Origin of the sequence: Vaginisenegalia massiliensis, from assembly GCF_900604935.1 — a bacterium.
Lineage (GTDB): Bacteria > Bacillota > Bacilli > Lactobacillales > Aerococcaceae > Vaginisenegalia > Vaginisenegalia massiliensis.
This window is the reverse complement of sequence record NZ_UWPC01000005.1, coordinates 132,213-146,218: the sequence shown is the minus strand read 5'-3', so window position 1 is coordinate 146,218 and position 14,006 is coordinate 132,213. Positions and strand designations below refer to the sequence as shown.

Below are 14,006 nucleotides of genomic sequence, written 5' to 3'. Positions count from 1 at the left end.
TGATGATGGCAAGAAGGACACACCTGTTCCCATTCCGAACACAGCAGTTAAGCTTCTTAGCGCCGATGGTAGTTGGACCTTTGGTCCTGTGAGAGTAGGACGTTGCCATGCAGGGTGTTTGTTTGTTTATTCCGCAATAGCTCAGCTGGCAGAGCGCATGACTGTTAATCATGATGTCGTAGGTTCGAGCCCTACTTGCGGAGTCGCATTTAATCGGTATGCCGTTTTAGCTCAGTAGGTAGAGCGCTTCCATGGTAAGGAAGAGGTCGCCGGTTCAAGCCCGGCAAATGGCTCTTTTTTTTTGCCCTTTTTTTGATTTCAAGGCCTATTTTGGGTAAATATCTATAATATGTCTACATTAACAACAGAATTAACCCCGAGAATGACTATTCATTCTCGGGGTTAGTATTTTTTATTGCTCGACTAGTACAAGCCTTGACGTCCTTCGGTGAAGCTTAAGTAAATATTTTTTGATTGTGTATAAGCATCTAGAATCATTTTATGAGTTTCGCGACCAATACCTGATTGTTTGTATCCGCCAAATGGAGCACCGGCTTCAAATTCAGTGTAGGTGTTAACCCAAACACGGCCAGTGCGAATACCGCGAGCTACTTTAAAGGCAGTATTTAAATCACGAGTCCAAACGCCACCCCCTAAACCATATTCGTTCTCATTAGCTAATCGAATGACATCATCAGCGTCTTTAAATTTAATAATCGTTCCAACTGGTCCGAAGATTTCTTCTTGGGCCACTTGCATGTCATTGGTTGCTTCAATTAATGTTGGTTGGAAAAATGCACCTTTGGCTAATGGTCCATCAGCATAACGTTGACCACCTGTAAGAATTTTAGCACCTTCATCTTTGGCAATGGCCACATATTTTTCGATGGTTTTGATTTGGCTCTCATCAATTTGAGCCCCCATTTGAATAGACTTATCCAAGGGGTCACCGACTTTTACTTTTTGAAATTCATTAATGAGAGCTTTGACAAAGCGATCACAAATAGTTTCTTGAACGAAAATCCGCGATCCAGCAGAACATACTTGCCCTTGATTGAATAGAATGCCAAGTTGTACACCTTCTAATGCTTGATCCATATCCATGTCTTCAAAGAAGATGTTGGCTGATTTTCCACCAAGTTCTAGCGTGGCGGGAATTAGCCGTTCAGCTGCGGATAGGGCGATTTCTTTACCTACAGCCGTTGAACCAGTAAAGGCTAATTTGTCTAAGCCAGGATGGTGTTGGAGATAGTCGCCAGCACCGCTTCCTCGACCTGTGATAATATTTACCACTCCTTTAGGCAGAATTGTATTTAGGATTTTGCCAAGCTCCAAGACACTAAGAGAAGTCTTAGATGATGGTTTAAATACGACGGAATCACCCGCTGCAATAACAGGGGCAAGTTTCCATGCGGCCATTAGGAATGGAAAGTTCCAAGGGACAATTTGACCCACAACGCCAATGGGTTCCCGTAAAATGATTGAGAGTTTATCTTTATCTAAAACTTTTATACTATCTTCTTCACTTCGAATGACGGAAGCAAAATAGCGGAAATGGTCGATGGCTAAAGGAATGTCTGCGGCTGATGTTTCACGAATGGGTTTGCCGTTATCCATAGATTCAATTTCAGCAAAAAAGTCAGCATTTTCTTCAATAGCATCCGCAATCTGGTTGAGTAATTTGGCCCTTTCTTTGACTGAGGTTAATGACCAAGTTTTGAAAGCTTCCTGGGCAGCCTCGACTGCTTGGTCAACATCATTGTTATTGGCATCTATAATTTGATAGAGTGTTTGACCGGTAGCAGGATTGATTGCCTCTAAATACTTGGCATTTTGTGGGGTTATCCATTCACCATTAATCAAGAGACCATATTGCTTTTCAATTTGTTTGGACATAGAAGTACCTCCTCATGTTTACTACTACTAACCATATCAAAAAAACGATTACATTTCGACTATAATGATTTCTGCCTAGTTGAAGTTTGAGCGATTGAATTGAGGGTAAAGATATTTGTCTTGACTTAACTTTGTGAAAGGTTTATCATGAAGCGATTAGTAAATGGACTAACCAGTTGGAGGAAATAGATGGAATACTTATTATCAGATATTGAAAAAATTATGTTGAGTGAAGAAAAAGGGCGTGATTTCCCTCAACTCATTCAAGCTTTGAAGGCTAAAGGGATTAATCGTTACGATTTTAGTGTATTGACGGGTCGATATACCTTTTCGAGTGATAAAGGATCGATAGAAGCGACTTTAAATGGTCAAGCTTTTCCGATTGCAGAACATTCGGCTAAGGAAGTATTAAAGTCAGCACTTGAAGAATCACAAAAGGGAAAGTTAAATTTTAGTCAATTTATTGAATGGGCGGGTAAAGCTGGGGTAAAATATTGGCTAACCGACTTAGAAAAGATGCAAGTTTCCTATTTTGATAACCAGGAAAGTCTAATTTTAACTGAAGCAATTCCGCAAGTTTAATATTGTAATTAAATTTAAAAGGCTGTGAAACCCATTATGGGACTTCACAGCCTTTTTCACCTTATTTTGGTTCAATGAGGGATAATTCTTTGCTGACTTGATTAAGGATTTGACAACCGTCAGCAGTGACAAGGACTAGGTCTTCAATACGAACACCCATTTTTCCTGGTAGATAAATTCCTGGTTCAATCGAGAAAATCTGTCCTTCTTGAGTTAAGCGGCTATTATAAGCGGAAACATCGCCTGCTTCATGCACTTGGCGGCCAATAAAGTGACCGGTACGATGGGTGAAGTATTGACCGTAACCAGCTTGACTAATGATGTCGCGAGCAGCTGCATCGATAGCGGTAAAAGGTACACCAGGTTTGATTAGATCGATTGCAGCTTGGTTGGCTTTTTTGACTAATTCGTAGACGGTTTGACTTTCTTCGTCGATTTGGCCGAAGAAGAAAGTGCGAGTCATATCAGAACAATAGCCTTGATAAATAGCGCCGATATCTACTACGATAGAGTCTCCAATTTGTGGTGTATCATGATTGGTCTCATGGTGCGGATCTGCACAATTGGCTCCATAGGCGATGATCGGATCAAAAGAGAAACCTTGACAACCCAAGTCACGATAAATTTGAGCAAGGCGATCAATCATCTCTTTTTCAGAAAGTCCCTGACTTAAGAGGTCTTGAATTTGGAGCATAGCTTGGTCATTTAAGCGCGATGCCTCAAGCATAATCGCCTGTTCTTCAGGACTTTTAATGGCCCGCAAGTCATCAACTAAATCGGTACGATTGAGGTAGGTCAAGTTAGGGTTTGCTGTCATGAGAGCGAGAAGGAATTGAGCTGGCCAGAATTTGTCAACGCTTGTGATCCCAGTTAATTGTTGAGCGATGGTTTCAATAATAGTTTCTCCGTCTGCATAATAGTGGATGTCAATTAGGGAAGCTAAGTCTTCTGGTAGGCTAGGTTTAGGGAATAGGATATTCCAATAGAGGTGACCGTGACCATTCCGATTGACTTGCAGAAGTAACAAGCGTTCACCGGCGTCCATATGATTGGCGATAAAATAAGATATTGAACTAGCATCACTAATGAGAATGTGATCAATGCTTTCTTGATTTAAACGCTCAACTAAGTGTTGATAACGAGATAAATACATAATTAAAGACTCCTTTTTTGATTGAAAGTATTAGGACTTTCTTTTTCTGACTTAATTATAGTATAGTGGAATTAATTAGAAAAGTTAGGAATGTTCATTAATAGTAGGTAAGGTGACCGGCATGAAGTCTATTTCACTTGAAAAACGACGTAAGATCATTCAAATAACGACAACAGTAGGGATTATTTTGACCTTTATGGCTTCAATTTTTATTGCTAAGTCGACCTACTTTAAACCGGATGGAGGCTTTCATCACTTGCTCCAGCAAGTCGGCCTATTTGGACCGGTTTTATATGTTTGTGTCCTCATTACTCAAATTATCTATCCTATTATTCCTTTTGGCTTGACCAATGTGATAGGCGATTTAGTCTTTGGTCATTATTTTGGCTTTGCTTTAAATTGTATCGGTATGCTAATTGGCTCTAGTATTAACTTTTATCTAGGTCGGCGGTTTGGACCAGACTTTATTCGGGCCTTTATTTCCGATGAACAATTTGATCGTTATGTAGGAAAGATGAATCAAGGGAAAAGTTTTATTCGATTGTTGAAGATTGGCTTTATTGCCCCTGTTTTTCCGGATGATATTTTCTGTATGATTGCGGGTATGTCGAAGTTATCCTATAAAGAATTTTTCCGTTTGGTCGTCATTTATCGGCCCCTTTCTTTATTTGTTTTTACCTTCTTGTCGTCGACTACGATTCAATATTTATTTAAACTAATTTTTGGCTAAGGATGTGGCATTTTGGGACGTTTATTAATCTTACTAGTTCGTGGCTATCAGAAATTTATTTCGCCGCTTTTTCCGCCATCATGCCGTTACAGTCCGACTTGCTCAGCGTATATGATCCAAGCAGTAGAGGATTTTGGCTTTTTCAGAGGCTTTCTTATGGGATGTGCTCGAATTTTACGTTGCCATCCTTTTGTCGAAGGGGGCTTTGATCCGGTACCGGATCATTTTACCTTGAGACGCCAATCAGCTAAAAAATCTAGCGCCATTCACCACGGAGATCACTCGCATTGATTGGGCAGACGGTGAGCAAGAAATCAAATTCAAAAAGGAATATGTTCGGTTATTAAAGCCAGCATATGCTATAATATGAGCAGATTGTAAAGCGTGGGGAGGCGTTGTCCATTGATGGAATGGATTCATCAAGTATTGGCGGATAAGCCGATTGTTCATTTACTCGATATTCTAATTGTATGGTACCTTATCTATCGCCTGTTGATGTATGCCCGTGGTACGAGAGCGATGAACCTGTTAAAAGGGGTCGCTATTATTATTGCGGCTAAATTTTTAAGCGCGATTATTGGTCTTCAAACTATAGACTGGTTTTTAGGTCAAATTATTTCTTGGGGAGTTATTGCGAGTATCATTCTCTTCCAACCCGAATTGCGCAAGGCACTTGAGAGTTTGGGTCGTAATTTATTCCGCAATCGTAAGGATATGCGCAATCCGAGTGAAAAATTAATTGATGATTTGGAAAAATCAGCGCTATATATGTCCAAGCGAAAAATAGGGGCCTTAATTTCAATTGAAGGTAATGAATCTTTGAACCAATATATACAATCAGGTTTACCTTTAGATTCGGAAATTACCAACCAACTTTTAATTAATATTTTTATTCCAAATACGCCGTTACATGATGGAGCGGTCATTATCTCTAATTATCGGATTTCAGCGGCTGCTTGCTATCTTCCTTTGTCAGAAAGCTCACTGATTCCAAAAGAATTAGGGACGCGGCATCGGGCAGCCATTGGTTTAGGGGAAGTCACAGATGCTTTGACCTTGATTGTTTCGGAAGAAACAGGAGGCATTTCACTCGTTAAGGGAGATCATCTACACCGTAATTTATCGGCGACGGATTTACATATGTACTTGGTTCAGTATTTAATTGAAGAGACTGATGAACCAGATAAAGACAATAAAGTGATGAAGCTATTAAGAGCTTATTTCTCAACTAACTTCCGACAAGGAGGCGAGCGTTGATGAACCCAAAATTATTTGAAAATATTTGGTTTGTGCGCCTCTTTTCTTTGATTATGGCGATTTTTCTCTTTGCTTTTGTGGCTTCAGAGAATCATTCTTTTCAACGAGGATCGACGACCGATTTTGCCAGTATCAATACGACGGAAACGATTTCGAATGTTCCTGTTTATGTTGGTCAACACAATGAGCAGAGTTTTATCTCGGGCTTACCAGAGTCAGTGTCGGTAAAAATCTCGGGACCACGCAACTTGGTTGCTCAAGTGACAGCGGATAACATGCAGGTGAAAACGGAAGACTTACGGAAAAAATCCTTTGGACGGCATACCGTTCGCCTTGAGGCTAGCGGCTTACCGGAGGGTGTCGATTATTCAGTGAATCCAGCTAAAGTTGTTATTAATATCGATGAGAAGAAAAGTCTTAATTTACCGATAGAATATGAAGCAAATCCACAGAATTTGCGTCCAGGTGTTGAATTAGGTCAAGTGACCATCAAACCAAATCAAGTGAAATTGTCTGGTTCAAAGGTTGAGATGGAGAAAGTTGATCGGGTAATCATACAAATTAAGTTAGATAAAAATATGACCCGTAGTTTCACCCAACAATATAAAATTCAGATTTTGGATCGTAAAGGGCGGTTTCTAAATATTCACAGTGATATCAATGAAGTAGAAGCTAATGTTGAGTTGAACGAAAAGGGGAAAGATATTGGCTTAAATATCGTTCCAATTGGCGAACAAGTCAGTGCGTTTCGATATGACTATCATCCAAACGTTCAGTCCATTCATATCGAAGGAGATTCGAGAGTTATTTCAGGGCTTACAGTGATAGACTTACTAGTTGATGTGAGTCAGCTTAAAGCAAGCGGATCTGTTCAAGGTAAAGTTCAAATTCCACAAGGAATTCAGAGTAATGTTCCTACAGTGGAAGTTCAGGTGAATGTAACCCCTGTTAAAGAAAGTCAGACCTCAATTGAAAGTAGTCAAACCGAGAACAAAGTCAGTGAAGAAGGTAGTAAAGTAGAATCAGCAAATAATACCACTCAAGCTACAGAGGAAAGTGTTAGCTCAAATTAGTTAGCTCTTGTCTAGGCGATTAAGTAAAAGGAGATTGAAAATGGGTAAATATTTTGGAACTGATGGTGTACGTGGCGTTGCAAATGCCAAATTAACACCGGAATTAGCATTTAAATTAGGTCGTTTTGGTGGCTATGTCTTAATGCAACATGCAGCAGAAGTGGAACATCCACGTGTTTTGGTTGCGCGCGACACACGTATTTCAGGCCAAGTCTTGGAAAGTGCGTTAATAGCAGGTTTATTATCTGTCGGAATTGAAGTTATGCAATTAGGTGTCATTTCGACACCAGCAGTCGCTTATTTAACTCGTACGCAAAATGCAGTTGCAGGTGTCATGATCTCTGCTTCGCATAATCCTGCGCAAGATAATGGAATTAAATTCTTTGGTTCTGATGGTTTTAAACTATCGGACGATCAGGAATTAGAAATTGAAGCCTTGCTTGATCAAGAAGAAGATCGTTTACCACGACCAAGTGCTGAAGGATTAGGAACAGTCGATGAATTTCCTGAAGGATCGATTAAATATATCCAATTCCTACAAACGACGATTCCAACCGATTTAGAAGGGTTAACGATTTGTTTAGATGCTGCCAATGGAGCGACTTCACCATTAATAAATCAACTATTTGCTGATTTGGAGACTGATTTTTATACAATGGGCGATCGGCCTAATGGTTTGAACATCAATGATGGTGTTGGTTCAACCCATCCAGAGCAGTTACAAGCCTTTGTAAAAGAAAAAGGAGCCATGGTAGGTCTTGCTTTCGATGGTGACGGTGATCGCTTGATTGCTGTAGATGAAAATGGTGACATTGTTGATGGCGATAAGATTATGTTTATCTGTGGTAAACACTTGAAAGCAAAAGGCCGTTTAGCACATGATACAATCGTCTCAACCGTAATGAGTAACATAGGTTTCCATAAGGCTGTAGAAGCAAATGGAATGGTGGCCCTTAAAACCAAAGTAGGTGACCGTTATGTCGTTGAAGAAATGCGTAAGGGCGGCTACAGCTTAGGAGGCGAGCAGTCAGGCCATATTGTATTCTTAAATATGAATACGACCGGTGATGGCTTGTTGTCAGCCGTTCAATTATTATCAGTCATGAAACAAACGGGTAAGAAATTGTCTGAATTAGCGAGTGAAGTGACTATTTTCCCACAAAAATTAGTGAATGTCCGTGTGCGGGATAAACATACAGTTATGGATGAGCCTAAAGTTAAAGCAGTCATTGAAGAAGTTGAACGTGAGATGAACGGTGACGGTCGTATCTTAGTTCGCCCTAGTGGAACAGAACCGCTTCTTCGCGTAATGGCCGAAGCCTCAACTGATGAAAAAGTAGACCTCTATGTTAATAAAATCGCCCAAGTCATTCGGGAAGTACGTGGATTAGATAACAACTAGTTCAGAAAGAAGGGGCTGTAAATGGCAGATATACCAGCTAAATTAAGTAAAAAAGCCCAAACTCTATCCTTTCTTCAAGTTAGTGACCAAAACTTCTTAAAGTGTATTCACTGCCAAGAATCCCTTCAATTAGAAAGGGATTCTTTGGTATGTGGTCAAGGTCATCGCTATGATCTAGCTAAGCAAGGATATGGCTTCATGGCCGCAAAAGCCTATGAGAGTAAGTATGATCAAGCACTTTTCAGCGCAAGACGACGAATCATTTGTCAAAGTGGCTTCTATCGAGGCTTACATCAAGCTCTTTTGGAGCAGATTAAGGCTTATCAATCCTCTATGAAAGTAAGTCAATTACAAATAGTCGATGCGGGTTGTGGTGAGGGTAGTCACTTAGCTTGGTTAGGAAAAGCTTTAGGTCCAAATCATCGTTTAATCGGCCTTGATTTATCTAAAGCTGGCGTGCAGCTGGCCACTGATTACAACGGTCTATTATTGCCTTTGGTGGCTGATTTGGCAAATTTGCCTTTGTTGGACCAACAAACTGATATTATCTTATCGTTATTATCGCCGGCTAATTATGATGAGTTCAATCGGACACTCAAAGCAAATGGTCTAGTCATCAAGGTAATACCTAATAGGGGTTATTTGCAAGAAATTCGTCAGGGATTAATGAGTTTGGGTTACCAAACGGACAAGCCCTATGATAACGAACAAGTCATTCAAGCTTTTGTGCACCAGTACCCGGACTTCCAGCAAGTCCAGGTCTTCGATCAAGCGATTTTGACCGATCAAGATTTACAAGACTTAGTCGCAATGACGCCCCTAACTTGGCGTTTAGATGATGGACACAGACAGCAATTACTTGATCATTTAAACTCAACAATGACTTTAGATGTATCTGTTTTAGTAGGGTCTAAGCTAGGTTAACGACATAATGAAAACCCGATGCTTTCCGGGAGTATGATGATAAATTCATCATTAACCGGCTAGGCATCGGGTTGATTTTTAGAAAAATAATCGGCTTATTGACGATTGATGTATTTTTTGCGATAAGCAGAAGGAGTACAATGATTGCTTTCTTTGAATGTCTTTGAGAAGTGAGAAGGAGAATGGAAACCGACGATATCAGAAATAGATGAAATGGTTACTGATGATTGGGTTAAGAGTTTCTCAGCTTCTTCTAGGCGAACATGGATGAGATAATCAATTGGAGATAGGCCCGTTTGTTGTTTGAAAAGTCGAATGAGGTAATATTTATTGATATTAACTAAGTCAGATAATTGCTCGAGTGTAATTTTTTCGGCAAAATGTTCGCGAATGTATGATTGAATAATTTCAATTTCATTATGTTTAACTTGGGAACTCGCATCTTTAATGGAAAGTTGGTTATGACGAAGGACATGGACCATAATACATTCGAGTAATTTCTTCAAGATGAGATCAGATCCGCGGAATCGGTTGGCACTTTCAATTAAGGCAAGATCTAGGTAACGTTTAAGCGATTGATTTTGGTCAGAGATAACAAAGACTTGATGTCGTGAATTGATATCTAGGGAAGATGTAAACATAATTCCGGTTAAATCAATTCGTATCCATTCTAATTTGCGAATTGGATGAATGGTAATACTATGATGCGGATTAATAATTAATAAATCGCGTTTCTTTAATTCGCCTTCTTTACCTTGGCTGACAAAGTTAGCCGCGCCTTTATGGATATATAGGACAATCAATTCTTCATCGGAATGAAACGTAATCGGTTCCGTTGCGGAGATAAATTCTGTTTTAATGTCTTTTAACTTAATGGAAGCCGAGTTAACACTGGAGATATACATTCATTCATCACACTCCTTTATATATCGATAAAATGAAGGAAAGTCTTTCTTTAATCATACCTTATTCAATTAGAAAAAGGAATATTAATTCTTAAGAAAAGTTTGCAAAATGGGTGAAAAATCTCAAAAATTCTGCAAATGGCCTAAAATTTGGTTTTTAAGGTCAACTATTATTTGGTCAATTATTTATTTCATGATAGGATAGGCTTAAAGAGAAAATTGAAAGAGTGAGTGGCACACGGAGCTAGAGTCTTTTATTTATAAGTTAACCAAAAGCAGTGTCTTGGTTCAATCAGATAAGATTTTATAAAACATAAATAATGGGCAAATTTTAGTTTCCGGATTATGTTTAACAAGCAATATTATTCCCTTTTTTGCAGTAGAAAGTACACAATGTTATTTTCTTGATGTAAATCGACTTGAAAAAGATAAACTTTAGGACTAAAGTTTTAAAATTTGTTTATATTTTCTTGTGGTTAGGAAAGAAGTAAGGGTTTGAATATGATTCAGAAAAAATATTAAATGGAGGAGAAAATATTGGAAAATTTTGTTTATGATATCCCAACTAAATACTATTTTGGTCGCAACCAAATTCAGCATCTACCTGAATTATTGGCGCCATTTGGTCGGCGAATCCTTTTAACTTATGGAGGAGGATCCATTAAACGCAGTGGTTTATATGATCAAGTTAAAGCCTTACTTGCGGATTTCACGATAGTGGAGTTAGGCGGAATTGATCCTAATCCACGTATTGAAAGTGTGCGTCAAGGTGTAGCTTTATGTAAAGAACACCAGCTTGATGCGATTTTGGCTGTCGGTGGCGGATCAACGATCGACTGTTCTAAAGTTATTGCGGCAGGGGCAAAATATGATGGTGATGCTTGGGACTTGGTGAAAGATAGTTCACTTATTCATGACGCTCTACCTCTGGTGGATATTTTGACCTTAGCAGCAACGGGCACGGAAATGAACCGCGGAGCAGTAATTACGAATTTTGCAACCAAGGATAAGTTAGGGACAGGCGCTTACGTCATGTATCCAGCGGCATCCATTTGCGACCCAACTTATACTTTTACTGTTCCAGCTAATCAGACAGCCGCCGGTACAGCTGATACGATGTCGCATACCTTTGAAATTTATTTCCAACATAATGATCAAGCGTTTATTTCTGATCGCCTTGCTGAAGGTGTCTTAAAATGTTGTATTCACTATTGCCCGATAGCTTTAAAAGAACCAGATAATTATGAAGCACGTGCTAACTTATTGTGGGCTTCTACCGTAGGCCTTAATGGGTTAACCTCTCTAGGCCGTCCAGGTACTTGGACTTGTCATGCTATCGAGCATTTGCTTTCAGCTTACTATGATATTACCCACGCGGTTGGTTTAGCTATTTTAACACCTCGCTGGATGAATTATGTCTTAGATGATAGCACTGTCGATCGCTTTGCTATGTATGCCCATCAAGTGTGGGATATTCCTCAGCAAGCGGATAAGATGGGCATGGCTAAAGAAGCCATTCAAAAAACTTATGATTTTCTTGAGTCTATAGGGTTACCAATGACATTAACTGAAGTGGGGATTGACAGCACTTATTTTGCCGAAATGGGTCAGCGCGTTGCTCCTCGTCTTGTCAACTCTTATAAGCCATTAGATCCAGATGATGTCGTTGCTATTTTAAATGCATGTTTGGAACCCGGGGTTGAATAAGGACGCCATATCTAGAGAGGCTTGTGAAAAAAAGCAGGCAAATAAGTTGGATTTTCCTAAATATAGGTTCTATTATCGAAATATTTCGGTAAATTCTTTAATTATTTTGATGATTTGATTGAAATTTGTAGACGCATTTGTCTAGTCTTCAATAAGTGACATTTTTGCTGAATTTGAAAAGCCATCTTTAACCATAATCGGTTAGAGATGGCTTTTTATAGTTAAGTTGGGGATAGCAATTAAGACTGTTTGAGTAGATGAGCAGCTGCTTCATCTAAATAGAGACTTACTTTAGGATGAGTTTGGAGCACGCTAGCAGGTAAATCGGGAGTTACAGGACCCTCGACCATAGCCTGAACAGCTTGTGCTTTGTGTTCACCAAAAGCCAATAAAATAATTTCTTTGGCTGCTAATATGGAGGCGATGCCCATACTATAGGCTTGAGTTGGAACAGTTTCGTTATGGTTAAAGAATCGTTGATTGGCTTGAATGGTTGATTCTGTTAAATTGACTAGTTGGGTGTGAGAGGTAAAGTCACTTCCCGGTTCATTAAAGCCAATATGGCCATTTTTTCCTAATCCAAGTAATTGTAAATCGATGGGATGGTTTTTTAGAATTTGGTCATAAGCCTGAATTTCTTGGTCAACATCTAGATTGTGCCCATTTGGAATGTACGAGTGAGCAAAAGGTTTGTGACGGAAAAGGTGGTTTTGCATATAGGTATGATAGCTTTGTGGATGATTTTGATCTAATCCATAGTATTCATCCAAATTAATAGCAATTGAGTCAGAAAAATCAACGGCGGATTGACTTAATAATTGATATAGTTCAATAGGCGTAGAGCCAGTGGCTAATCCAAAAACGCGGGCGTTTTCTTGATCATGTGCTTGAATCATCCGTTCGGCTACCTTTTGTGATGCTTCCTGTGAGTTAGCAAAAATAAAAACGTTTATATCAAACGCCTCCTTTGTTTATTATCAAAGCCATTATATCACACATGTCTATAAATTAAAGATAAAAAATAGACAAATTAACAATAGTGGTTTTTTACTTGGTAATGAGGGGGCAAAAGTCACCAGAAAGAGGTTGGCTTGTGAAAAAATTTTCGCCAATGCCTGCTGACCTATTATCAACCTAGCTTTTGGGTGGTATACTTGGTGTGGACGATATTTTATGAGTGGAGGAATGGGAACATGTATATTAAAGCTGGAAAAGTCATTTTAGATGACCAAGTGAAGGAAAATGTGTATCTGGAAGTGACAGAGGGTCGCTTTGGACAGGTGGTTGATCAAGTAGAAACAGGTGCAGAGGTAGTAGATTATAGTGAGGCTATCATTGCGCCTGGATTTGTTGAAACCCATATCCATGGCTATCAGTCCTATGATGTGATGGATAATGATGCGGAAGGACTTAAAGTTATGTCAGAAGCTCTCCTTGCAACGGGCGTAACTTCTTGGCTACCAACAACTTTAACTTCATCAGCTGAACTTTTAGAACAAGTTTGTCAAACCATAGGGCAAAATTATCAAGCGATGCCTGGTGCTAAAATTCAAGGTATTTTCTTAGAAGGGCCTTTCTTTACTGAAAAATATAAAGGCGCACAAAATCCAAAATATATGGGAGATCCGTCAACTGATCTTCTTGATCGTTGGAACCAAGCCTCAGGTGGCCTAGTCAAAAAAATCGCGATTGCAGCGGAACGTTCAGGAGTAGAAGCCTTTATCCGTCATGCTAATGCTCAAGGAATTCGAGTGGCACTGGCTCACAGCGATGCGACTTATCAAGAAGCTTCTGCAGCAGTTGAAGCGGGTGCCACCACTTTTATTCATACCTTCAACGGTATGAGTGGTCTTCATCATCGTGAGCCAGGGATGGTCGGTGCAGCCTTGGAACTTGATAATGTCTTTGCAGAGATCATTTGTGATGGACATCATGTGCATCCGGCAGCGGCTCGGATTGTTAAAAAATGTCGTGGTGTCGAAGAAACGGTATTAATCACGGATTGTATGCGTGCGGGAGGCTTAGGTGAAGGAGAATCACGGTTAGGCGAATTTGAAGTAGTTGTGGCCAATGGAACAGCCCGTTTGAAATCTAATGGTTCATTAGCAGGGTCTATTCTAGATATGGATCAAGCTGTACGTAATGTTGTCAATTGGGGAATGGCGACACCTGAGGAAGCCTTAAGAATGGCCTCACTCACACCTGCTCGTTCGGTCGGATTGGATCAAGTTTGTGGACGTATTGCGCCCGGATATGCGGCAGACTTTGTGGTGTTGGCACAAGACTTAAGTTTACAAGCAACCTATTTAAATGGTCAATTACGTTATAAAGCGTAAGCTTTGTTGCAATTTGATATCGATAAAAGACTGTTCTAATG

At 39.7% G+C, this 14,006-nt stretch carries 13 protein-coding genes, 2 tRNA genes and 1 rRNA gene; 12 read left to right on the top strand and 4 right to left on the bottom strand.

Annotation, left to right across the window (positions count from 1 at the left end; genetic code table 11):
• The 3 genes from rrf to EIH20_RS04955 all read left to right on the top strand — a co-directional run.
• A 5S ribosomal RNA gene (gene rrf, locus EIH20_RS04965) occupies positions 1–111 on the top strand; the annotation flags it as partial.
• Positions 112–130: 19 nt separating this feature from the next.
• A tRNA-Asn gene (locus tag EIH20_RS04960) sits at positions 131–203 on the top strand.
• Positions 204–220: 17 nt separating this feature from the next.
• A tRNA-Thr gene (locus tag EIH20_RS04955) sits at positions 221–293 on the top strand.
• Positions 294–423: 130 nt separating this feature from the next.
• Here the strand turns inward: EIH20_RS04955 and EIH20_RS04950 are convergent.
• Positions 424–1,896, bottom strand: a complete 1,473-nt coding sequence (locus tag EIH20_RS04950; protein ID WP_124058360.1) for an aldehyde dehydrogenase family protein — start codon at positions 1,894–1,896, stop codon at positions 424–426.
• 189 nt (positions 1,897–2,085) lie between these two features.
• On the opposite strand from EIH20_RS04950, the gene EIH20_RS04945 reads away from it, so the two are divergent.
• Entirely contained in the window at positions 2,086–2,478 is a 393-nt protein-coding gene (locus EIH20_RS04945) for a DUF1398 family protein (RefSeq protein WP_124058358.1), read from the top strand.
• A 61-nt stretch (positions 2,479–2,539) separates the two neighbouring features.
• On the opposite strand, the gene EIH20_RS04940 is transcribed toward EIH20_RS04945, so the two are convergent.
• Positions 2,540–3,631, bottom strand: a complete 1,092-nt coding sequence (locus EIH20_RS04940; protein ID WP_124058356.1) for an aminopeptidase P family protein — start codon at positions 3,629–3,631, stop codon at positions 2,540–2,542.
• 121 nt (positions 3,632–3,752) lie between these two features.
• Between EIH20_RS04940 and EIH20_RS04935 the strand changes: the two genes are divergently transcribed.
• From EIH20_RS04935 to EIH20_RS04910, 6 genes are all read left to right on the top strand, one after another.
• Positions 3,753–4,361, top strand: a complete 609-nt coding sequence (locus EIH20_RS04935) for a TVP38/TMEM64 family protein (RefSeq protein ID WP_124058354.1) — start codon at positions 3,753–3,755, stop codon at positions 4,359–4,361.
• 12 nt (positions 4,362–4,373) lie between these two features.
• Positions 4,374–4,652, top strand: a complete 279-nt coding sequence (gene yidD / locus EIH20_RS04930) for a membrane protein insertion efficiency factor YidD (RefSeq protein WP_124058352.1) — start codon at positions 4,374–4,376, stop codon at positions 4,650–4,652.
• 114 nt (positions 4,653–4,766) lie between these two features.
• Positions 4,767–5,618, top strand: coding sequence for a diadenylate cyclase CdaA (gene cdaA / locus EIH20_RS04925; protein ID WP_124058350.1), 852 nt, complete (start codon positions 4,767–4,769; stop codon positions 5,616–5,618).
• The gene (locus EIH20_RS04920; RefSeq protein ID WP_124058348.1) at positions 5,618–6,691 is read left to right on the top strand and encodes a CdaR family protein; all 1,074 of its coding nucleotides are present in this window, start codon (positions 5,618–5,620) and stop codon (positions 6,689–6,691) included. Before cdaA ends, EIH20_RS04920 begins: the two co-directional genes overlap by 1 nt.
• Before the next feature lie 40 nt (positions 6,692–6,731).
• Positions 6,732–8,093, top strand: a complete 1,362-nt coding sequence (glmM, locus tag EIH20_RS04915; RefSeq protein ID WP_124058346.1) for a phosphoglucosamine mutase — start codon at positions 6,732–6,734, stop codon at positions 8,091–8,093.
• A gap of 21 nt (positions 8,094–8,114) precedes the next feature.
• Entirely contained in the window at positions 8,115–9,017 is a 903-nt protein-coding gene (locus EIH20_RS04910; RefSeq protein ID WP_124058344.1) for a methyltransferase domain-containing protein, read from the top strand.
• Positions 9,018–9,112: 95 nt separating this feature from the next.
• On the opposite strand, the gene EIH20_RS04905 is transcribed toward EIH20_RS04910, so the two are convergent.
• Positions 9,113–9,922, bottom strand: a complete 810-nt coding sequence (locus tag EIH20_RS04905; protein ID WP_124058342.1) for a helix-turn-helix domain-containing protein — start codon at positions 9,920–9,922, stop codon at positions 9,113–9,115.
• A 537-nt stretch (positions 9,923–10,459) separates the two neighbouring features.
• On the opposite strand from EIH20_RS04905, the gene EIH20_RS04900 reads away from it, so the two are divergent.
• Positions 10,460–11,629, top strand: coding sequence for an iron-containing alcohol dehydrogenase (locus EIH20_RS04900; RefSeq protein ID WP_124058340.1), 1,170 nt, complete (start codon positions 10,460–10,462; stop codon positions 11,627–11,629).
• 239 nt (positions 11,630–11,868) lie between these two features.
• On the opposite strand, the gene nagB is transcribed toward EIH20_RS04900, so the two are convergent.
• Positions 11,869–12,582, bottom strand: coding sequence for a glucosamine-6-phosphate deaminase (nagB, locus tag EIH20_RS04895; protein WP_124058337.1), 714 nt, complete (start codon positions 12,580–12,582; stop codon positions 11,869–11,871).
• A 240-nt stretch (positions 12,583–12,822) separates the two neighbouring features.
• On the opposite strand from nagB, the gene nagA reads away from it, so the two are divergent.
• Positions 12,823–13,965, top strand: coding sequence for an N-acetylglucosamine-6-phosphate deacetylase (nagA, locus tag EIH20_RS04890; protein WP_124058335.1), 1,143 nt, complete (start codon positions 12,823–12,825; stop codon positions 13,963–13,965).
• Positions 13,966–14,006: the final 41 nt, after the last annotated feature.